The sequence below is a fragment of the Candidatus Portiera aleyrodidarum genome, from assembly GCF_902713745.1.
GTDB lineage: Bacteria > Pseudomonadota > Gammaproteobacteria > Johnevansiales > Johnevansiaceae > Portiera > Portiera aleyrodidarum_D.
This window is the reverse complement of the sequence record NZ_CACTJB010000001.1, coordinates 135,613-158,013: the sequence shown is the minus strand read 5'-3', so window position 1 is coordinate 158,013 and position 22,401 is coordinate 135,613. Positions and strand designations below refer to the sequence as shown.

22 protein-coding genes and 1 pseudogene are annotated in these 22,401 nt (G+C 28.2%); all 23 read left to right on the top strand.

The features are described 5' to 3' along the window. Positions 1 to 10 precede the first annotated feature (10 nt). Positions 11 to 2,143, top strand: coding sequence for an elongation factor G (gene fusA, locus H7S46_RS00610; RefSeq protein WP_183042912.1), 2,133 nt, complete (start codon positions 11 to 13; stop codon positions 2,141 to 2,143). Between the two features lie 22 nt (positions 2,144 to 2,165). Beyond that, a complete protein-coding gene (gene tuf, locus H7S46_RS00605) occupies positions 2,166 to 3,365 on the top strand; it encodes an elongation factor Tu (RefSeq protein ID WP_183042911.1) in 1,200 nt (399 codons plus the stop codon). A gap of 3 nt (positions 3,366 to 3,368) precedes the next feature. Further along, the gene (rpsJ, locus tag H7S46_RS00600) at positions 3,369 to 3,683 is read left to right on the top strand and encodes a 30S ribosomal protein S10 (protein ID WP_183042910.1); all 315 of its coding nucleotides are present in this window, start codon (positions 3,369 to 3,371) and stop codon (positions 3,681 to 3,683) included. Between the two features lies 1 nt (position 3,684). Continuing rightward, positions 3,685 to 4,305, top strand: coding sequence for a 50S ribosomal protein L3 (gene rplC / locus H7S46_RS00595; protein WP_183042909.1), 621 nt, complete (start codon positions 3,685 to 3,687; stop codon positions 4,303 to 4,305). Then, the gene (gene rplD, locus H7S46_RS00590) at positions 4,289 to 4,903 is read left to right on the top strand and encodes a 50S ribosomal protein L4 (protein WP_183042908.1); all 615 of its coding nucleotides are present in this window, start codon (positions 4,289 to 4,291) and stop codon (positions 4,901 to 4,903) included. Before rplC ends, rplD begins: the two co-directional genes overlap by 17 nt. Continuing rightward, a complete protein-coding gene (locus tag H7S46_RS00585) occupies positions 4,903 to 5,187 on the top strand; it encodes a 50S ribosomal protein L23 (protein WP_183042907.1) in 285 nt (94 codons plus the stop codon). The genes rplD and H7S46_RS00585 overlap by 1 nt, the downstream gene beginning before the upstream one ends. 9 nt (positions 5,188 to 5,196) lie before the next feature. Next, positions 5,197 to 5,985 carry a 50S ribosomal protein L2 gene (gene rplB, locus H7S46_RS00580; RefSeq protein WP_183042906.1) on the top strand — a complete coding sequence of 263 codons (789 nt, stop codon included), beginning with the start codon at positions 5,197 to 5,199 and terminating at the stop codon, positions 5,983 to 5,985. 12 nt (positions 5,986 to 5,997) lie between these two features. Further along, positions 5,998 to 6,303 carry a 30S ribosomal protein S19 gene (rpsS, locus tag H7S46_RS00575; RefSeq protein WP_183042905.1) on the top strand — a complete coding sequence of 102 codons (306 nt, stop codon included), beginning with the start codon at positions 5,998 to 6,000 and terminating at the stop codon, positions 6,301 to 6,303. Next, positions 6,291 to 6,623, top strand: a pseudogene (rplV, locus tag H7S46_RS00570) (50S ribosomal protein L22); the annotation flags it as partial. The gene rpsS and the pseudogene rplV, both read left to right, overlap by 13 nt. Before the next feature lie 2,921 nt (positions 6,624 to 9,544). After that, on the top strand, positions 9,545 to 10,246 hold the full coding sequence (rpsC, locus tag H7S46_RS00565) for a 30S ribosomal protein S3 (RefSeq protein ID WP_183042934.1): 702 nt from the start codon (positions 9,545 to 9,547) through the stop codon (positions 10,244 to 10,246). Continuing rightward, complete coding sequence (gene rplP / locus H7S46_RS00560) at positions 10,233 to 10,646, top strand: 50S ribosomal protein L16 (protein ID WP_183042903.1); 414 nt, start codon at positions 10,233 to 10,235, stop codon at positions 10,644 to 10,646. The genes rpsC and rplP overlap by 14 nt, the downstream gene beginning before the upstream one ends. Positions 10,647 to 10,649: 3 nt before the next feature. Continuing rightward, positions 10,650 to 10,844, top strand: coding sequence for a 50S ribosomal protein L29 (rpmC, locus tag H7S46_RS00555; RefSeq protein ID WP_183042902.1), 195 nt, complete (start codon positions 10,650 to 10,652; stop codon positions 10,842 to 10,844). 1 nt (position 10,845) lies between these two features. Then, complete coding sequence (gene rpsQ, locus H7S46_RS00550; protein WP_183042901.1) at positions 10,846 to 11,103, top strand: 30S ribosomal protein S17; 258 nt, start codon at positions 10,846 to 10,848, stop codon at positions 11,101 to 11,103. A gap of 8 nt (positions 11,104 to 11,111) precedes the next feature. Then, positions 11,112 to 11,483 (top strand): 50S ribosomal protein L14, encoded by a 372-nt coding sequence (gene rplN, locus H7S46_RS00545; RefSeq protein WP_183042900.1) that lies wholly within the window; start codon positions 11,112 to 11,114, stop codon positions 11,481 to 11,483. Positions 11,484 to 11,490: 7 nt separating this feature from the next. Continuing rightward, positions 11,491 to 11,733, top strand: a complete 243-nt coding sequence (gene rplX / locus H7S46_RS00540) for a 50S ribosomal protein L24 (protein WP_183042899.1) — start codon at positions 11,491 to 11,493, stop codon at positions 11,731 to 11,733. A gap of 74 nt (positions 11,734 to 11,807) precedes the next feature. Next, the gene (gene rplE / locus H7S46_RS00535; RefSeq protein ID WP_183042898.1) at positions 11,808 to 12,314 is read left to right on the top strand and encodes a 50S ribosomal protein L5; all 507 of its coding nucleotides are present in this window, start codon (positions 11,808 to 11,810) and stop codon (positions 12,312 to 12,314) included. Positions 12,315 to 12,334: 20 nt separating this feature from the next. After that, positions 12,335 to 12,640 (top strand): 30S ribosomal protein S14, encoded by a 306-nt coding sequence (rpsN, locus tag H7S46_RS00530; RefSeq protein WP_183042897.1) that lies wholly within the window; start codon positions 12,335 to 12,337, stop codon positions 12,638 to 12,640. Between the two features lie 32 nt (positions 12,641 to 12,672). Then, a complete protein-coding gene (gene rpsH / locus H7S46_RS00525; RefSeq protein WP_183042896.1) occupies positions 12,673 to 13,056 on the top strand; it encodes a 30S ribosomal protein S8 in 384 nt (127 codons plus the stop codon). 4,006 nt (positions 13,057 to 17,062) lie between these two features. Beyond that, positions 17,063 to 17,590: a 50S ribosomal protein L6 gene (rplF, locus tag H7S46_RS00520; protein WP_183042895.1), complete on the top strand. Its 528-nt coding sequence runs from the start codon at positions 17,063 to 17,065 to the stop codon at positions 17,588 to 17,590. 14 nt (positions 17,591 to 17,604) lie between these two features. Next, positions 17,605 to 17,979 carry a 50S ribosomal protein L18 gene (locus tag H7S46_RS00515; protein WP_183042894.1) on the top strand — a complete coding sequence of 125 codons (375 nt, stop codon included), beginning with the start codon at positions 17,605 to 17,607 and terminating at the stop codon, positions 17,977 to 17,979. Positions 17,980 to 17,991: 12 nt separating this feature from the next. Then, the gene (gene rpsE, locus H7S46_RS00510) at positions 17,992 to 18,468 is read left to right on the top strand and encodes a 30S ribosomal protein S5 (RefSeq protein ID WP_310888249.1); all 477 of its coding nucleotides are present in this window, start codon (positions 17,992 to 17,994) and stop codon (positions 18,466 to 18,468) included. Positions 18,469 to 20,695: 2,227 nt separating this feature from the next. Then, complete coding sequence (rplO, locus tag H7S46_RS00505) at positions 20,696 to 21,163, top strand: 50S ribosomal protein L15 (RefSeq protein WP_183042932.1); 468 nt, start codon at positions 20,696 to 20,698, stop codon at positions 21,161 to 21,163. Beyond that, positions 21,160 to 22,398 carry a preprotein translocase subunit SecY gene (gene secY, locus H7S46_RS00500; RefSeq protein ID WP_183042893.1) on the top strand — a complete coding sequence of 413 codons (1,239 nt, stop codon included), beginning with the start codon at positions 21,160 to 21,162 and terminating at the stop codon, positions 22,396 to 22,398. Before rplO ends, secY begins: the two co-directional genes overlap by 4 nt. Positions 22,399 to 22,401 lie beyond the last annotated feature (3 nt).

Here is a 22,401-nt window from a genome sequence, read left to right as displayed (position 1 = left end):
GAATAGTATTGTGGCGAGAAAAACATCTATAAAAAGATATAGAAATATAGGAATAATTGCACACGTTGATGCAGGAAAAACCACACTAACAGAAAGAATATTATACTATACAGGGAGGTCGCATAAATTGGGAGAAGTTCATGAAGGGACGGCAGCTACAGATTGGATGGAACAAGAACAAGAAAGAGGTATAACTATAACATCAGCTGCTGTAACGACATTTTGGAAAGGAATGAAAGGACAATATAAAAATCATAGGATTAACTTAATAGATACTCCAGGACATGTTGATTTTACCATAGAAGTTGAAAGGTCGTTAAGGGTTTTGGATGGAGCAATAGTTATTTTATGTGGATCATCGGGCGTGCAGGCTCAAACAGAAACGGTGTGGAGACAAGCAAATAAATATAAAGTGCCTCGTTTAATTTTTGTAAATAAAATGGATAGACCAGGAGCAGATTATTTTAGAGTTATAGAACAGATTGAGGATAGATTAAATTGTAAAGCGGTTCCTATTCAAGTAAATTGGGGAATAGAAGAAAAATTTAAAGGGATAATAGATTTAATTGAAATGAACGCAATATCATGGGATGAAAAGAACAATGGAATGGAATATGAAATAGCAAAAAAAATACCAGAAGAATTAAAAAAAATTTCCCAAAAATATAATGAAAAACTAGTAGAAATAGCAGCAGAATCAGAGGAAAGTATCTTAGAGAAGTATTTAGAAGAAGGTAAATTATCTAAAAAATTAATAAGAAAGGGTTTACGCATTAGAACTTTAAAGAATGAAATTGTTTTAGTAACTTGTGGATCAGCTTTTAAAAATAAAGGTATTCAATCATTATTAGATGCAGTAATAGAATATTTACCATCCCCTTTAGATATAGACATTTTTAAAGGGAAAGAAAAAATATTACTTAAAAAAAAAGCAGATATAAAAAACTATATGGCAGATGATAATGCAAGTTTTGCAGCTTTAGCGTTTAAAATAGCGACAGATTCTTATGTCGGGAATTTAACATTTGTTAGAGTTTACTCAGGAAAAATAAAATCAGGAGATAAAGTATATAATTCAGTTAAAGAAAAAAAAGAACGTATTGGAAGAATAGTTCAAATGCATGCAAATTTTAGGGAAGACATTAAAGAAATATTAGCAGGGGATATTGCAGCATGTGTAGGTTTAAAAGAAACAACTACTGGAGATACACTTTGTTCTGTTGAAAAAAATATTAGTTTGGAAAGAATAGATTTTCCAGAGCCTGTGATTTCAGTAGCCATAGAACCTAAACTTAAGAAGGACCAAGAAAAAATGATAAATGCTCTAAATAAATTAGAAAAAGAAGATCCTTCTTTTAAGGTGAATTATGATAAGGAAAATGGGCAAACAATAATTTCAGGAATGGGAGAACTGCATATTGAGATTATTGTAGATAGGATGCGTAGAGAATTTAACGTCGAATCCAATATAGGTAAACCTCAAGTAGCATATCGTGAAACAATAAAAAAGGCAATAAAACAAGAAGGAAAATTTATTAGACAATCAGGAGGCAGAGGTCAATATGGACATGTTTGGCTACGTATAGAACCATTAAAAAAAATAGAAAAAAGTAAAGAAAGAACAAATAAGTTTACTTCAGAAATAGTAGGAGGAGCTATACCTAAAGAATACATACCAGCCATAGAAAAAGGGGCGCATGAACAGTTAAAAACTGGGGTATTAGCTGGATATCCAATGATAGATGTTAAAATAACAGTATTTGATGGATCTTATCATGAAGTAGATTCAAATGAAAACGCTTTTAAAATAGCTGCATCAAAAGCAGTTAAAGACGGTGCAATGAAAGCTGACGTAGTTTTGCTAGAGCCAATAATGAGAGTAGAAATAATAACACCAGAAAAATTTATGGGAGAGGTAGTAGGAGATTTAAACCGTAAAAGAGGAATTATACAAAGTATGGAAGATAATTATTATGGAAAAATTATAAATGCTATGGTACCATTAAAAGAAATGTTTGGTTATGCTACAGATTTAAGATCTTATACTCAAGGAAGAGCAAGTTATACAATGAAATTTGAAAAATATGAGGAAGCACCAGATCTTGTAATAAGAGAAGTTATAAAAAAGAATAAAGATTATTAAAAAGAAAAAGAGGGTTATATTTGTGGCTAAAGAAAAATTTAATAGATCAAAAGAACATTTAAATGTAGGTACAATAGGACATGTAGATCATGGCAAAACAACACTAACAGCAGCATTAACTCGTGTATCATCAGAATTATATGGTGGGGAATGGAGAAAATTTGATACAATAGATAATGCACCAGAAGAAAAGGAAAGAGGTATAACGATAGCAACAGCTCATGTAGAGTATGAATCAAAAAAAAGACATTATGCTCATGTCGATTGTCCAGGCCACGCGGATTATATAAAAAATATGATAACAGGTGCAGCTCAAATGGATGGAGCTATATTAGTGTGTTCAGCATCGGAGGGGCCTATGCCGCAAACCAGAGAACATATATTATTGGCTCGGCAAGTAGGAGTGCCATATATTGTAGTTTTTTTAAATAAAGCAGATTTAGTAGATGATAAAGAATTAGTAGAATTGGTAGAAATAGAAATTAGAGAATTACTTTCAGAATATGAGTTTCCAGGGGAAAACACACCTATAATAATAGGTTCAGCTTTAATGGCATTAGAAGGTAAAGATGAAAAAGGTATGGGAAAAAGTTCAGTTATCAAATTAGTAGAATCATTAGATAATTATATACCTTTACCAGAACGTGCTATAAATAAACAATTTTTGATGCCAATTGAAGATGTATTTTCAATATCTGGCAGAGGAACAGTAGTAACAGGCAGAGTAGATCGTGGGATAATAAAGACAGGAGAAGACGTTGAAATAATAGGTTTGAAAGAAACTATAAAAACAACAGTTACTGGAATAGAAATGTTCCGCAAAATACTTGAGGAAGGTCGTGCAGGAGAAAATATAGGCGCTTTATTGCGTGGCATAAAGAGAGAAGACGTTGAAAGAGGACAAATTTTAGCAAAACCAGGATCAATAACTCCACATACAAAATTTGAAGCTGAGGTTTATATTTTAAATAAAGAAGAAGGCGGTAGACACACTCCCTTTTTGAATGGGTACAGGCCGCAATTTTATTTTAGAACTACAGATGTAACAGGGACATGTGAATTAAAAGATGGAGTAGATATGGTAATGCCAGGGGATAATGTAAAAATGATAATTAAGTTAATAGCACCTATCGCTATGGAGGAAGGTTTAAGATTTGCTATTAGAGAAGGAGGTCGCACAGTAGGGGCAGGAATAGTAGTTAAAATTTTAAGAGATAAATAAAAGATGAAAAAGCAAAAAATTCGTATAAAATTGAAATCTTTCTCAGAGAGGTTAATTGAGAAGTCAGCTAAAGAAATAGTAGAAACAGCAAAGAGGACAGGTGCACAAGTAAAAGGACCAATTTCGTTACCAAATAAGATAGAAAGGTATACTATTTTAATATCTCCGCATGTTGATAAAGACGCCAGGGATCAATATGAAATTCGTACGCACAAAAGATTATTAGATATTGTGGAACAAACAGATAAAACTGTAGATGCATTAATGGGGTTAGAGTTAGCAGCAGGAGTTGAAGTTCAAATTAAGGTAGGGAATTAAAATGCTTGGAGTAATTGGAAAGAAAATAGGAATGAGTATAATTTTGAAAGAGAAAGGTATTTCAATACCTGTGACTATAATAGAGGTATTGCCTAATAGAATAGTACAAATAAAGACAAACAAAAAAGATGGATATAATGCAATACAACTTTATAACGGTACCGGTAAATTAAAAAAGAAAAAAGTAGAAACTGTAAAAGAATTTAGAATAAGTAAGCAGGAATTTAAAACAATAGGTGTGAATAATGGTAAAGATGAAATAACAGTATCGAGTTTTAAAATCGATGAAGTGGTTAAGGTTAGTGGAGTTTCTAAAGGCAAAGGATATCAAGGCACTATAAAAAGGTGGAAATTTAAATCACAAAATAAGAGTCATGGTAATTCACTTGCTCATCGAATAGCAGGTTCAACAGGGCAATGTCAAAATCCAGGAAGAGTGTTTAAAGGTAAAAAGATGGCGGGTAGAATGGGAACTGATAAAAAAACAGTAAAAAATTTAAAAATAATAAAAATTAATTTAGAACTCAATTTAATTATTATAAAAGGGGCATGTCCAGGATTTACGGGAAGTAAAGTATTAATAAAAAAAATAATGAAGAAAAAAAATGAAGTTAAAAATTAGAGATACAAGTGAAAAAATAGAAGTATCAAAAGAAGTATTTGATAGAGAATTTAAAAAGTCATTAATTCATCAAGTAGTAACATCGTACATCAAAAATTCAAGGCAGGGAACAAAAGCACAAAAAAAATATAAAAATATTAGGGGAGGGGGTAAAAAACCTTGGAAACAAAAAGGAACAGGAAGGGCTCGTGCAGGCAGTATAAGATCTCCATTATGGAGAGGAGGTTGTGTAACTTTTGCTGCAAGTAAAAAGAAATATCAGAAGAAAGTAAATAGAAAAATGTATAGAATAGCTATGTGTGCGATAATATCTCAGTTAATTCGTAAAAAAAGATTAATTGTTTTAAAGGAAATGAATGTTAATTTTATAAAAACAAAAAAACTAATTAGGAAACTGGAAGAGTTAAATATAAAAAATCTGAAAAGTCTTATAATAACGGAAAAAGAAAATAAAAAATTTGTATTATCTTCCCGTAATATACCGAATGTTAATCCTATAAACGTAAGATCAGTAAATCCGTTAAGTCTTATAAAAACAGATAAAGTAATAATCACATTAGCAGCTTTGCTAAAATTAGAGGACAAATTAAAAATATAATGACGAAATATAAATATAAAGAAAAATTATTACAAGTTTTATTAGGACCACATACTAGCGAAAAAGCTTTATTAAAAGCATCTAAAGGTAACTATGTGTTTAAAGTTTCTAAAAGAGCTAGAAAAAAAGAAATTAAAAAAGCTGTTTTGTTATTATTTGGAACAAAAGTAGACTCAGTCAGAGTAGCAAATGTGCCACAAAAAAAGAAAAGAGGTAGGTATAAAAAGGCATATGTAAAATTATTTAAAGGTGAAAATATAGAAGAATTAAATTTAAATGGGTGAGTAAAAAAAATGGCGTTATTAGTTAAAGTTAAACCGACTTCTGCGGGAATTAGGCATGCTATAAAATTAAAAAAAAGAAAAATATATAAAGGTAGGCCACAAAGGCAGTTGATAGAAGTAAAAAAGAAACATGGTGGCAGAAATAATAAAGGTAGAATTACTGTACGTCATATGGGAGGAGGACATAAACAATATTATAGACAAATAGATTTTAAAAGAAAGAAAGATAATATAACGGCTATTATTGAAAGAATAGAATATGATCCTAATAGAAATGCAAGGATAGCATTAATAAAATATAAAGATGGAGCAAGAAGTTATATTATTTCAACAAAAGGAATGAAAATAGGTGATAAGATAGAGTCAGGAAAGAATGTAGCGATAAAAAATGGTAATACATTACCATTAAAACATATTCATTTAGGAACAAAAATTAATTGTGTAGAGTTAAAACCAGGAAAAGGTGCTCAATTAATTCGTAGTGCAGGTAATTACGCTCAAGTAAGTTCTATTGACGCAGGATATGTGATAATTCGATTAAGGACAGGTAGTGTTCTTAAACTTAATTCAGATTGTCGTGCAACTATAGGACAAGTAAGTAATTCAAAATATAATCTTTGTAAATTAGGGAAAGCAGGGGTAAGAAGATGGAAGGGTATTCGACCCACAGTTAGAGGGGTCGCAATGAATCCTGTAGACCATCCTCACGGTGGTGGTGAAGGTCGTACAAGTGGAGGAAGGCATCCAGTATCACCTTGGGGAAAACAGACTAAAGGGTATAAAACACGGAAAATATAAGGAAGTTATAACATGCCACGTTCTATAAAAAAAGGTCCTTTTGTAGATAAACATCTTTTTGTAAAAATAGAAAAAGCTTTAAAAAAAAATGAAAAAAAACCAATAAAAACTTGGTCCAGACGATCTATGATTTTGCCGGATATGGTTGGGTTAACAATAGCAATACATAATGGAAGAAAACATATATCTGTTTATATTTCAGAAGAAATGGTAGGTAGAAAGTTAGGGGAGTTTGCTGTTACTCGTACGTTTAAAGGTCATAAAAAAGGTCAGATAGCTGATAAAAAATTAAGTGGTAAAAAAGAATGGAAGAAGTAAGTGCAAAATTATGTGGGGTACGATTATCTTCACAAAAAGCTAGATTAGTAGCAAATCAAATTAGAGGAAAATCAGTATATAGAGCATTGGAAATTTTACAATTTTCATCTAAAAAAGCCGCCAATATAATAAAGAAAACTTTAAAATCTGTTATTTACAGCGCAAAAAAAAATAAGGGGATTAAGTTTGAAAAATTAATAATATCTGCTATTTGGATAAATGAAGGTAAAAGTTTTAAAAGAATTTTACCAAGAGCTAAAGGTTGTTCTGATAAGATCATAAAACCTACTTGTCATGTCACTATACGAGTTAAAGAAAAAGTAGTAACATCTAACAAAGAAAAGTTCAGGACAGAGAGAGCAAAAGAGGAGAACAGATTAGGACAGGACCGATCAGTTCATTTAAGGTAAAAAAACAGTAATATCAGAGACAAGGATCGGACAGCATAGGAGAAAAGATTAGTAAAGTAATGAGGAGAGAGATGAGAAAAGTGGAGGTAAGTTTTTGTATTTAAGTTAATGTAAGTTATTTCATTTCATTTCATTTCAAGTTTTTTGCTTTAAGTTAATATAATGCAGTGCTGTACTGTACTGTACTGTACTGTGCTGTGCTGTTCTGTTCTGTTCTGTTCTGTTCTGTGTTGTGTAATGTAAAAAAAGAAGCAGTTAAGTTTTTGAGCAGCTCTGATAGTAGTGGCTATGAAAAGGCTAGGAATTGAGGTCTTGTTGGATCTTTTCGTTTCTGTTTGTAATGGTAAGTTAGTGTGTTTTTCTTTAAGTTGTTTAAGTTAAGTTGTAATGGTATGGTTTTAAATTGTTTGTGTAAGGTAAGGTTAGTTTAGGTTAGGGTTAGGTTAAGTTAAGTTATTTTAATATCAGTTGTGTTATTTTGCTTTGAGATGCTTTGAAGTGTGTTGTTTAAGTTAATGTAATGTAATAAGTTATTTTAAGTTTTTAAAGTTGTGTTGTTATGTGTTTGAGTTGTTCTTGTATTTGAGTTTGTTTGTTTTTACATTAAGTTAGTTAAAACAAGTTAATGTGGTATGTTTGTTTAGTTTAGTGGTGTAAGTTAATGTAATGTAAGTTGTGTTAACTTAATGTGGTTTGTTTGGATTGGATTGTTTGGGGGTTTGAGTTGTATTGTTTTAATATAAGTTTGTTTTGTTTTTGTAATGGGGTGGATTAAATTAATGCTTTGTAATGTGGTGTGGTATGTTTAGTGGTGTTGTGTTGTTTATTTTAATGTGTTATGTTTTGTGGTTTTAAGGTTTGTGTAATGTAAGTTTTTAAAGTTGTTATGTTATGTTATGTTATGTGTTTAGTTTTTTTAAGTTGTATTAGTTAATGTAATGTAAGTTATTTTGTTTGTGTTTTAATGTTGTTTAATTTAGTGTAGTGGGTTGTGGTTTGTTTAATGTTGAGGTGTGTTGAAGTGAGATGAGATGAAGTGTTATGGTATGTGTTGTTATGTGTTAATTTAATTTAAGTAGTGTGTTGTAGTGTAGTGTAAGTTAGTGTAGGTTAATGTTGTGTTAAGTTTTTTTGGATTGAAGTGTTTTTGATTGTTTGTTTTTGTAATGGTGTGGTTTTAAATGGTTTGTGTTGCTTTGTTTTTGATTAATGTAATTTAAGTTTTGTAATGTAATTTATAAGTTAGTGTAATGTTGTTAATGTAAGTTGTGGTATGTTTAGTTATGTGTTTTTTTTGTAATGGTTTATGCTTTTGCTTTGGTTTAAGTTAATATAAGTTATTTCATTTCATTTCATTTCAAGTTGTGGTGTTGTGTAATGTTTGGTTTTTGTTTTGTTTTGTTTTGTTTTGAAGTGTTTTAAATTGTTTTGAATTGTTTTAAGTTAGTTATGTGTAGTGTAAGTTGTGGTGTGTTGTTGTGTAATGGTTTAAATTAATATAAATTACATTATGTTAAGTTAGGTTACTTTTTTTTAAGTTAGTTATGTGTAGTTGTTGTGGTGTAATGTAATGTATTTTAATGTAGTGTGGTTTGAAGTCTTTTTGATTGTTTTAACTTAGCTTAACTTGTGGTGTAATGTAAGTTGTTTTAGTGTAGTGTAGTTGTGTTGTGTTGAAGTGTGTTGGAGTGTAGTGTAAGTAAGTTTTTAAAGTTTAAGTTGGGTTAGTTTGTATTAAGTTGTTATGTGTTAATTTGTTTAAGTTGTGTTGGTTTACATTAAGTTGTGGTGTTGTTGTTTTGAAACGATACGATACGATTTGTAATGATTTGATTTGAATTCTTTTGTAATGGTATGTTTTGAAATGAAATGAAATGAATTGATATCATTTGTTTTGTTTTGTTTTGTTTTGTTTTGAAGTGTTTTAAATTGTTTTATGTTATGTTATGTTGTTATGTTTTGAAGTCATTTGAATTGTTTTGTAATGGTATGTTTTGTAATGTAATGTAATTGATTGTGGTATGTAATGGTTTGAAGTGTTTTTGATTGTTGTGGTTTGTTTAATGTTGAGGTGTGTTGAAGTGAGATGAGATGAAGTGTTATGGTATGTTATGTTATTTTCTTTTATGTGTTAAATTAATTTAAAACAAGTTAATGTAATGTGGGGTGGTTTGTAATAGTTTAGTGGTGTAAGTTAATGTAATGCTTTGTAATGTAATGTAATGTAATGTAATTTAATTTAATTTTTTTTAAGTTAGTTATGTGTATTTTGTTTAATGTAATGCTTTGTATTAAGTTAAGTTATTTCATTTCAAGTTGTGGTATGGTATGGTATGGTATGGTATGTTTTGGTTTGTAATGTAATGGATTGTTTTTTAGTGTAATGGTTTTAAATTGTTTGTTTGGATTAATGTAATAAGTTGTAATAAGTTGTGATGTTTTAAATTGTTTTGTTTTAAGTTGTTTTGACTTGTTTTAAATTGATATGTTTTGAAGTGTTTTAAATTGTTTTGTAATTCAAGTTAGTGTAGTGTAGTGTAGTGTTGTGTTGTAGTGTAATGGTGTGTTTTGGTTTGGGGTGTTATGGTTTTAAATTGTTTGGTTTAATTTAATGGTGTTGTTGTTTTTGTTTTTGAGGTTTTTTTTTATTTTTGGGGTTTGTTTGTTTGTGTTGAATGTGATTTTTTTTTTGTAATGTTTTAAGTTGTTTTTTTTATTTTAGATTTTTTTTTTGTAATGTAAGGAAAGGAAGTTGGGAATGGAAGTAGTAAAAAGTAATGTAACATCACGATTAGGCATGGAAAGTGAAAGTAAATAGTAAGGACGATCAAATGGGTAAAAAAGTAAATCCAATAGGTATGAGATTAGGAATTAGAAAAAATCATTTGGCAATTTGGTTTGCTGAGAGACGAAATTATTCTTTATTATTAAAGAAAGATATTGAAGTTAGAAAGGTTATAGAAAAACGTTTAAAAAATGTTAATACTAAACTAAATATAAGTCGAATATGTATTGAACGCACTGCTAATAATGCTAGTGTTATTATTTATACAGCAAGACCAGGTATTGTAATTGGTAAAAACGGAGAAGAGGTAGATAAATTAAGAAATGAAGTAAATAAAATTATGGGCATAAAAACACAAATTGAAATTGAAGAAATAAAAAAACCAGAAATAGACGCTAAAATAATAGCTCAAAATATTGCAGTACAATTGGAAAACCGTGTAATGTTTCGTCGTGCTATGAAAAGAGCAGTACAAAATGCAACGAGATTAGGTGCTAAAGGCGTTAAAATAAAATTATCAGGTAGATTAGGAGGGGCAGAAATTGCTAGAAAAGAATGGTATAAAGAGGGTAGAGTACCTTTACATACTTTACGTGCAAATATAGATTATTATAAAGAAGAAGCATTTACTAATTATGGGGTGATAGGGATAAAGGTTTGGGTATTTAAAGGAGAAATATTAGGAACTATGCAAGACGTAAAGACCTTATATTTTAAAAAAAATAAGGAGGAAAATGTTACAGCCTAAAAAGACGAAATTTCGTAAACATCAAAAAGGACGGAATAGAGGTATCGCTTATCGTGGAAATGATGTAAAGTTTGGGGAATATGGAATGAAAGCATTAGTTAATAGTAAGATAACATCAAGACAAATAGAAGCAGGTCGAAGAGCAATCACTAGGCATGTAAAACGTGGTGGGAAAATTTGGATACGGGTTTTTCCAGATAAGCCAATTACAAAAAAACCACTTGAAGTACGTATGGGAAAAGGCAAAGGATCTGTGGAGTATTGGGTAGCACGAATAAAACCAGGAAAAATAATTTATGAGATTGAAGGAGTAAATGAAGAAGTAGCAAAGGAAGCTTTAGCATTAGCAGCTCAAAAAATGCCATTTATTACTAATTTTGTTAAAAAGGTAATTATGTAAGTTATGAAAAATAAAAAAAAGGAAGAAAAATCTATTGAAGACTTAAAAAACAAAGTATTGTCATTATTAAATGAACAAGTTAAGTTAAGAATGCAAAAACGAATAGGACAAGTAAATAAAATGCATTTATTTAAAAAGATACGTAGAAACATTGCGCGGTTAAAAACTAAAATTAATGAAAAATTAGGTAAAGAGTAGTATGAAAAGTAATAGAAAAGTAAGAAAAATTAAAGGTAAAGTAATTAGTAATAAAATGAAGAAAACAATTGTTGTTGTAATAGAAAGGAAATTTAAACATAAAACATATTGTAAATATGTAAAAAGATCAAAAAAAATAAGTGTGCATGATGCACAAAATAAAGCAGAAATAGGAGATTTAGTTGAGTGTGCAGAAAGTTTAAAATTGTCTAAAAAAAAATCTTGGATTTTAATTAAAATTTTAAAAAATAAAAAGTAAATGGAACAATGATACAAACACAAACTAATTTAGAACTAGCAGATAATAGTGGAGCAAAAAAAGTGCAATGTATAAAAGTATTAGGAGGGTCTCGTCGTAGATATGCTAAAATAGGGGATTTGATAAAAATAACAGTTAAAGAAGCAATACCTAAAGGTAAAGTAAAGAAAGGGCAAGTAATGAAAGCAGTGGTAGTTCGCACAAAAAAAGGTATAAGACGTAAGGACGGTTCAATAATTAGATTTGATAGTAATGCAGTAGTATTATTAAATGATACTACAGAACAACCTGTTGGGTCTCGGATATTTGGCCCTGTAACAAGAGAATTACGTACAGAAAGATTTATGAAGATTGTGTCTTTGGCGTCAGAGGTATTATAAAAAAGATATGTACAAAATAAAACGTAATGATGTAGTAATAGTAATAACTGGGAAAGAAAAAGGTAAAATTGGTAAAGTAAAACGGATAAGTAAAAATAAAGTGTGGGTTGTAGGAATAAATATAAGAAAACATCATAAAAAAAATAAAGGAAAAACAATAGGAGGTATAATTAAAAAAGAAGCCTCAATAAATTATTCAAATGTAGCTATTTTTAATTCAGCAAAAGGTAAAGCAGATAAGAAAAAGTAAAACGGTTTGGTTTAGTAAAAATAAAGTGTGAGTACCTATTTAAATCAAAAAATTAATTAAAAAGCCAAGAAAAAATGAAGAGTATTAAATTAAAGTATTTTAACATAATGCGAATCCCAACAATAAATAAAGTAACTTTAAATATGGGTTTGGGGAAAACAGTAGAAAGAAATGATAAAAATTTAATTGAAAAAGCAGAAAAAGATTTAAAAAAAATAACAGGACAAAAACCAATTATTACAAAAGCACGGAAATCTATTGCTAGTTTTAAATTACGTTTAGGATTTCCCATTGGAATAAAAGTAACTTTAAGAAGAAAACGTATGTGGGATTTTTTAGATAGATTAATTAACTTAGCCATTCCAAGAATAAGAGATTTTCGTGGTTTAAATAAAAAATCGTTTGATGGGTATGGAAACTATACATTAGGATTAAAAGAACAAATAATATTTCCAGAAATAGATTATGACAAAATAAATGGTATACGCGGTTTAAATATTACAATAACAACAACAGCAAAAAGTGATAAAGAAGGTTTGGAACTTCTTAGTGCTTTAGGTTTTAAATTTAAAAAAGAATAAAAAAAAGAGGTCTTATTTTAATGGCTAAGAAGAGTATTATAGAGAGAGAATTAAAAAGAAGACGTATAGTTAAAAAATATTATAAACGTAGAAATAATTTAAAAAAAATAATCAATAATATAAAAACATCAGCTGAAGAAAAATTTAAAGCCCAATTAAGATTACAATGTTTACCTAGAGATTCAAATCCAATAAGACAAAGAAATAGATGTGTTATTACAGGAAGACCACGAGGATATTATAAAAAGTTTGGAATGAGTCGTAATAAATTAAGGGAAGCTGCTATGATGGGTTATATACCTGGGTTAACAAAAGCAAGTTGGTAATGTAATGGTAATAAAAATAGGAAAGTAAAAAAATGAATATGCAAGATACTATATCAGATATGTTAACAAGAATTCGTAATGCACAACTAGCATATATGGAAACAGTGTTTATTCCAAATTCAAAAATAAAATTAGAAATAGCAAGAATTTTAAAAGAAGAAGGTTATATTTCATATTATGAAAATGATAAAACAAATATAAAAATTAAATTAAAATATTTTAAAGGCAAACCTGTAATAGAGAAACTAAAACGTATTTCTAAACCTTCTTTACGTATTTATCATAGTAAAGATCAGTTAAAAAAAGTAGAAAGTGGTTTGGGTATCACTATAATATCAACTTCAAAAGGAATAATGACATCTTATGAAGCAAGAAAAAAAGGAATAGGTGGTGAGGTGATTTGTTTTATCAGTTAAAAATCCTCAAATAAAAGACCTCAAACAAACTCCATTACATTACATAACACCCCAACTTAATTATATTAATTTAATCCATTACAAAACAGACCAACACAACTTAAAACAAAACAAATCAAATTAAATTAAATCAACTCATCTCATCTCAACAACTCCATTACAAAACAGACCAATCAAAACAACTAAACTTAATACCAAACGACCTCAAAGCAAAGCAAAGCAAAGCACCTCAATTCATATCAAAACAATCCAAAAGCATTACAACTTAACACAAATTAACTTAAATCCAAAACAAAACAAAAACATAACACTAAACCTCAAACAAAACAAAACAAACCCAATCAAATCAAACCAACACACTTCAACACAACACAAACCAAACCATTACACCACAACTTAAAAAAAACCAAAACTTAAACTTAAAATAAAACCCTCAACAAAGCATAAACCATTACACACTAACTTAATCAAAACCAAAACCAAAACCAAAAAACAATTCAAAACCACACATTACAACACATCTCATCTCAAAGCATAACACCTCAACTAACAACTTACAAAACATAACACCTCAGACCAAAAAATAAAAAAAACAAAACTAAAATCCAAAACATAACACCTCAATACAAAGCATATAAAAGCAACACATAACTCAACTTAATCCATTACAAAAACAATCCAAAACAATTTAAACAACTAAACAAAACTTAATACAAAATAAAATAACTTAATGTAAAAAAACAAAAACAAAAACCAACACATAACAACCTTACACCACACTAACTTAATACAACTTACATTGCATTACATTACACACCTCATTATTCCAAAAAAACAAAATAAATAACACCAAAAACAAAACAATCAAATAAAAGAACAAATCAAATCCAAACCAAAAATAAAAAACAAAACCAAACATTACAAAAACACACCATTACAACTAAACTCAACAACACCTCAAAGCAACTCAATTTCACAACATCACATCAATACAACAACAAAGCTCAACTCAAATACAACGTAACGTAACTCAATCCAATCCAATCCAAATAACAACAGCAACTCAAAACACCACAACTTATAACACAACACTAATACCAAAAGACCTCAATCAAAAACATAACAACACATAACTAATCCAACTTATATTAAAACAATCCAAAACTTAAACTTAATATAACAACTTACCTCAACAAAAATAAAACAACACACAACTAAACCTAAACCTCAATCAAAAACAACACAAAATAACATACCTAAAAAATATAAACTTAAAAAGCATTAAAACAAAACAACACACCTCAAGCCATTACAAACCATACCATACCATACCAGAAAACATAACACAACATCTCAATCCAAAACAACAAAACTTAATCAAAAACATAACACCTCAATAACAATAACAAAGCATATCAACACACACTAACTTAATCCAAACTATTACAACTCAAAAAACCAAACATTACAACTTAACACAAACCAAAAATAAAAAACAAACCCAAAGCATTACATTAACTTAATACAACTAAACTTAAACCACAAAGCATTAACCCAACACAACTTATATAACTTACACAAACTTAGGTAGGAGTAATGTTAAAACAAAACTTAACACATAACACCAAAAACAAAACAATCAAATAAAAGAACAAATCAAAAACAAAACAATTTAAAACAAAAGACTTCAACACAACTTTAAATAAATTACACTAACTTAAGTTAACACATAACATACCATAACAACTTACAAAACATTACACCACAAGTTAAGTTAAAACCACACCACTAAACACATTAAAACAATTTAAAACCACATTAAGTTAACACAACTTACATTACACAACACCTTACAACAACTTAACTTAACTTAACCTTACAAAAAACAACACCTTACACTAATTTAATCCATTACAAAAAATATAAAAAACATAACACCAAAAAACAAACACCTCAAAACAACACATTACAGACCAGACCAGACCAAAAAAACAAAAACCAAAGCATAAACCATTACAAAAAAAACCAAACACAATCCAAAAAACTAAACCTCAAAGCATATCAAAGCAACACAAAGCAAAGCAAAGCAACTCATCTCAAACCAAAAACAAAACAACACATTACATAACTAAACCTCAATACAACAACAAAGTATTACAACTCACCCCACACTAACTCAATCCAATCCCCAACAAAGCATTACAAAACTTAATGTAAAAAACAATCAAAAACATAACAACGAACACTTACACTAATGTAATGTAATGTAATGTAATGTAATGTAAAAAACAAAACAAAACAAAACAAAAGACTTCAAATCATTTCAAACTAAACACAACTCAAAAAAACTCAAACAAACAAACATAACTAATCCAACTTAATACAACATTAAACAAACCACAAAACATTACATCTCATCTCATTACACCACAACTCATTAACTTATATTAAAGTCAACTTATATTATATTAACTCAATACAACTAAACTTAAACCAATACAAACCACAACTTTAAAAACTTACATTAATGTAAAAAACAAAACCACAATTCAAAACAATCAAATCAATTCAAAAGACTTCAAATCATTTCAAACTTACACAAACTACACTACACATAACTAACTTAAAAAAACAAAACTTAACTTAATACAACTTGTTTTAAATTAATGTAATGTAAATTAATACAAAAAACAATACAAACCAACTAATAAAATACACTAACTTAAGTTAATACAAAATAAAATAACATAACATAACATTACATTACACCACACCACTAAACACTTCCACACCACACGTTGAGTTGGTTTAAGTTAAGTTATTTCATTTCAAGTTAGTGTAGTGTAAGTTGTTGTGTTGTGTAGTGTAATGTAAGTTGTGGTATGTTTAGTTAATCCAAAACATAACAAATAAAATGACTTCAAACCATTACAAAAAAAAAACAATTCAAAACACTTCAAAACATTTCAAAACAACATAACATAACATAAAACACTTCAAAACATATCAATTTAAAACATCACAACTTATTACATTAATCAAAACAAAAACATTACAAAACATAACATAACACATTAATCCAAACTAAACCATTACAAAAACAACCACAACTTAAAAGACCTCAATCAAAAACAATCAAATCCAACTCATCTCAACAACACCTCAATACAAAGCATAACTTAAAGTAAAAATAAACAAAACTTAAAGCAACACATAACACCTCACCTCAAATAAAAACAACTTAAATCAATTCATCTCATCTCAACAACAAATCATAACTTAAAGCAACATTACACAACTTACACAAGTCAACGTAACTACACTAACTTAAAATAAAAACTAAACACATTAGAAACATTACAACTTACATTACACTACACATAACTAACTTAACTTGTTTTGAATTGTTTTTGATTGTTTTGGATTAAATTAAATTACAAAAAAACAATTACATTACATTACAAAGCATTACATTAACTTACACTAACTTACATTAACCTAAACTAAACTAAAACACATTAAAACAATTTAATTTAATTTAAAACAACCTTACAACAACCTACACAAAATACACTACAATAACTTGAAATGAAATAACTTAACTTAACCCAACACATAACACTTCAACACAACACAACCCAAACAAACTCCATTACAAACCAAACCAAACAAAACCAAACCATTACAAACCAACTTAAAAAACAAACCAAAAACCCAACCTTAACCTTACACAACCCCTTAAAACAACTTAAAACAAAACAAAACAAAACAAAACACAACACAAAAAATACAACTTACAAAGCAACACAACACACTTCATCTCATCTCATCTCAACACACTACACATAACTAATCCAACTTAGTTTGTTTTAAATTAATTTAATCCAACACATTACTTGAAGTGAAAGGCTCTTAAATTATGTTGTGTTTTAGTTAGTTAGTATTAGTTGTACAATAAAATTGTTTTTAGTAAAAAACAGTTACTTCTGAAATAAAAGGAGAAAAAGTGTCAAAAATAGCTAAATGTCCAATTAAAATACCTGATAACGTTGATATAATTTTAGATAAAGAAATTGTAATGATAAGTGGTAAAAATGGAAGATTATTTTTAAAAAAACATTCATCAGTTTTAATCGTAAAAGAAAACAAAAAATTAAAATTTCATTCAAAATTAAAAAAAAATTGGGTAATAGCTGGAACAATGAGAGCATTAGTTAATAATATGATTATTGGAGTATATAAAGGATTCACTAAAAAATTAGAAATTAATGGAGTAGGATATAGAGCAAAAATAAATGGTAGAAGGATTAATTTAATGCTAGGATATTCCCATAGAATTGAATATAAATTACCTAAAAATATATTAGCAGAAACTTATGGTAATACTGTAATAGTTTTAAAAAGTGCACATAAACAAATGCTAGGTAAAGTTGCTGCTGAAATACGTTCAGTTCGCCCTATAGAATCTTATAAAGGCAGAGGAATACGTTATAGTGACGAAAAAATTAAATATAAAGAAGTTAAAAAAAAATAAGAGTGAACATAAGTATGAAATTAAAAATAAAAAAAGAAATTCGTAAAAAAAGAGTAAGATTTAAAATACGTAAAAACTTTATTGAATCTATTTGTATTAAAAGAACATCAAAAAATATATATGCGCAAATTTTATCAACAGATAGGAGAAAGGTTTTGGTAAGTGCTTCTTCTTTAGATAAAGATATAAAAAAAAATATAGAAAACATTAAACTTAAACCCAAACCCATGGACATAGCAAAAAGAGTAGGACTAATTTTAGCTAAACGTGCAAAAAAAATAGGTGTTGGTGTTACTAAAAAAATATCGTTTGATCGTTCTGGATTTAAATATTATGGGCGTATAAAAGAATTAGCTGAAGGGGCTAGGAAAGGTGGTTTATTATTTTAATAAAGGTTAATAATGATGAAGACAGAAAAAAAAGAAAGTGATTTTAAAGAAAAATTAGTAAAGATAAATCGTGTTTCTAAAGTAGTAAAAGGAGGAAGAATATTTGGTTTTTCTGCTACAATAATAATAGGTAATGGAAAAGGTACCATTGGCTTTGGAAAAGGTAAAGCGAGGGAGGTTTCAGTTGCTATTCAAAAAGCGATTGAAAAAGCTAAAAGAAATTTAATTGTTATTAATTTAAATGGGTTTACTTTACAACATAAAATTTATTGTACATATGGTGCTTCTAAAATATTTATGCAGCCAGCTCATACAGGGACTGGGATCATTGCAGGGGGGGCAATGAGAGCAGTGTTAGAAGTAGCAGGTATATATGATGTATTAGCTAAATGTTATGGATCAACTAATCCAATAAACGTAGTAAAAGCAACGCTAAAAGGATTAGAAAAAATGTATAATCCAGAATATATAAAAAAAAAGAGAGGATAATAAATTTAGATACGTAATTAAGGTAAAAGGATATACCCTACCCTAATATAATATTATGTAATGTGTTTAATGGTTTGAGTTGTTTTAATATAAGTTTGTTTTGTTTTGTTTTGTTTTATGTTATGTTATGTTATGTTGTTTTAATGGTTTGTGTTTTGTAAATGTAATGGTTTGTAATAGTTTTAAATTGTTTTAAGTTGTTTGATTGAAGTGTTTTTGATTTGATTTGTTCTTTTATTTGATTGTTTTGATTAATGTAATAAGTTGTTTTATGTTATGTTATGTTATGTTGTTATGTTTTGAAGTCATTTGAATTGTTTTGAATTAAATTGTGGTTGTTTTTGTAATGGTATGGTATGGTATGGTTTGTAATGAATTGATTTTATTTGTTATGTTTTGTTTTAAATTGTTATGAATTGTGTTGATATGTTTTGGATTAACTAAACATACCACAACTTACATTACACTACACAACATAACAACTTACACTACACAAAATACACTACAATAACTTGAAATGAAATAACTTAACTTAAACCAACTCAACGTGTGGTATGTTTTGTTGTGTGGTGTAATGTAATGTAATGTAATGTTGTTATGTTATGTTATGTGTTAATGTAATGGTGTTTTGTGGTATGTTTGTTTTGTTTTGTTTTGTTTTGTTTAGTTTAGTGGTGTGTAATGTAAATTAATTTAATTTGTTTTAAATTTTTTTAAGTTAGTGTATTTTGTGTAGTGTAAGTTGTTGTGTTGTGTAGTGTAATGTAAGTTGTGGTATGTTTAGTTAATGCTTTGTGGTTTACAAAACAAAACAAAAAAAAACATTAAATTATTTTAATGTGGTGTAATGTAATGTTGTTTAAGTTAGTGAGTTGAGATGAGATGAAGTGTATTAGTGTTGTTATGTTATTTTATGTGTTGCTATGCTTTGTAAGGTTAGGGGTTGTGTTGTGTTGAAGTGTGATGAGATGAAGTGTTGTTATGATATGTGTTGAAGTGAAGTGTGTTGTGTTGTTATTTGTTGTGTAAGGTTGTTTTAAATTGTTTTAATGTGTTTTAGTTTAGTTTAGGTTAATGTAAGTTAGTGTAAGTTAATGTAATTGTTTTTGTAATGTAATGTGGTGTGGTATGTTTAGTGGTTTATGTTTTAATTTAATTTTAGTGTATTTTATTTGTTTTAGTGTAGTGTGTTTGTTACACCTCACTTCAACTTAAACCATTACAACTTACATTAAGAAGTGTGTTAGTGTATTTTGTTTTAGTGTTGTAAGTATTTTAAATTAACTTACACATTCAAACTACACTAATAACAACTTACAAAACATTACATTACACAAACCTACATTACACCTACAAAACTTACAAAACAAAAGACTTCAAACTCAACTCATTACAAAACACAACAAAACTTAATACAACTTAATAATGTAAAAGAACAAACCCAAACTTAAAAACAAAACAAAACAAAACAAAACAAAAACAATTCAAAAACAAACTAACCTAACACAACTTTAAAAACTTGAAATGAAATGAAATGAAATAACTTAATACAACTTTAAAAAACACAACACAAAAACCACAAAACAAAACATTACATTACATTAACTAAACATACCACAAACCAACTCAACTCAACTTAACTTAACCTTACACAAACTAACACATTACAACTTAATGTAAAAAACTAAACACATAACAACTTTAAAAACTTAATGTAATGTAAAAAAACAAAACCACAATTCAAAACAATCAAATAAAAGAACAAATCAATTCAAAAGACTTCAAATTCAAACTCAAACTCAAACTCAACAACAAAGCTACTCAACTCATCTCATCTCAACAACACCTAACCTTACACTACACAAACTCAATACAAACTTATATTACACTAACTTATTAAGTTTTTAAAGTTGGGGTCTGTTTGTTTGGGTATTTTGTTTGTGTAATGGTTTAAGTTTGTGTTGCTTTGGATTAGTGTAGTTTGTTTAAGTTGTTATTTTGTTTTTACAAAACATTACATTAATTTGTTTTAAATTACATTAAGTGAGTGGTTAAGTAAGTATGCTGTGAGTGAAATGGTATGTAAAATATATAACACAAAAGAAAAGAAAAGCAAAAGGAAAATATAAAGGTAAAGGAATGTGTTGTAATGTTTTTGTATGGATTAAAAAAAGTATAAATAAGAAATAAAAGAGGAAAATTTGTAAAAGCAAAGGAGAATTTGAAATTGAAATTAAATAAATTAAATAATTGTGTAATGGGTTATAAAAAAGAAAAAAAAAGAAGAGGTAGGGGAATTGGTTCAGGAAAAGGAAAAACATGTGGGAAAGGACATAAAGGTCAAAAGGCAAGGTCAGGAAAAAAAATAAAAAGAGGTTTTGAGGGAGGTCAATTACCTTTAAAGCGTATAATACCTAAAATGGGGTTTATTTCAAGAAAATATGGAGTTTCAAAATCAAAAGAAGTACGTATTTGTGAATTGGCAAAAATAAAAAATAATATGATTGATATAAGAACATTAAAATCAGCTAAGTTAATAAAAAAATCTACTAAAGTTGTTAAAATAATTAGTTCAGGTTCAGTTTTATTTTTAGGCGAAATAAGAAAAAAGCCAGTTATTATTAGAGGAATAAATGTAACAAAAAGAGTACGTAATGATATTGAAAAAAATGGGGGAAAGATAGAGAGTAAATGATTAATAAAACCTATAAAAAACTTAGAAAAAAAATTCTGTTTATTTTAGTTTCCATTCTAATTTATAGAATAGGAGCACATATTACAGTGCCTGGAATTAATATTTATCAAGTATCTATTTTATTTAAAGAAAATAGTGCCATTAATTTATTTAATATGTTTTCTGGTGGAGCATTGGAGAGAATGAGTATTTTCTCGCTTGGGTTAATGCCTTATATTTCAGCTTCAATAGTTATACAATTAATGGCTGGAACTGGAAGGGGAAGGTTTATAGATGGAGAAGTAGGAAGAAATAAGATAACAAAATATATAAGATTTAGTACAGTTGTATTAGCTGTTATACAATCTGTAGGTATAGCAATAGGATTAGTAGGAAGTAAGATTGTATATTATAAGTGTGGTATTTTTTATTTAACAATTATATTAACCTTTGTTACTGGAGCTATATTTTTAATGTGGTTAGGTGAACAAATAACAGATAAAGGAATAGGCAATGGGATTTCATTAATAATTTTGTCAGGTTTAGTTTCAGGTTTACCAAAGGTGTTAGGTAAAACATTATATTTGACAAAAAAAGACTCGTCATGGAATTATATTCCCATTTTACAATTTATCATATTGGTGATGATAACTATCACTTTAGTTGTTATTATAGAAAATGGTCAAAGAAGACTTAAGATAAATTATCCACGTAGAGTAATAGGAAATAAAATGTATGCTAGTCAAAGTAGTTATTTGCCTGTTAAATTTAATATTGCAGGGGTAATGCCTTCTATATTTGCTTCAAATATTTTATTATTTACAGCTTCAATAGGACAGTGGATGAATAAATCAATACCCTTAAGTTTAAGTCCAGGTCAGCCTTTATACATAATTCTGTTTGTTTTAGCTGTAATATTTTTTTCTTTTTTTTATACAGCTTTAGTTTTTAATTCTAAAGAGGTGTCTATTAAATTAAAAAAATCGGGAGCTTTTATTCCTGGGTTAAGGCCAGGTGAAAAAACAGCTATATATATAGAGAAAGTAACAAAAAGATTAACATTATTTGGAGCCATATATATTACATTTTTTTCTATAATACCACATTTTATTATGGTATATTGTAAAATACCAGTTGCAGGTTGCGGCACATCAATCTTAATAATAGTAGTCGTTGTAATGGATTTTATATCTCAAATACAGTCTTATTTAATGTCAAATAAGTATGAAATGATAATAAAAAAACATAGGATATAGGAA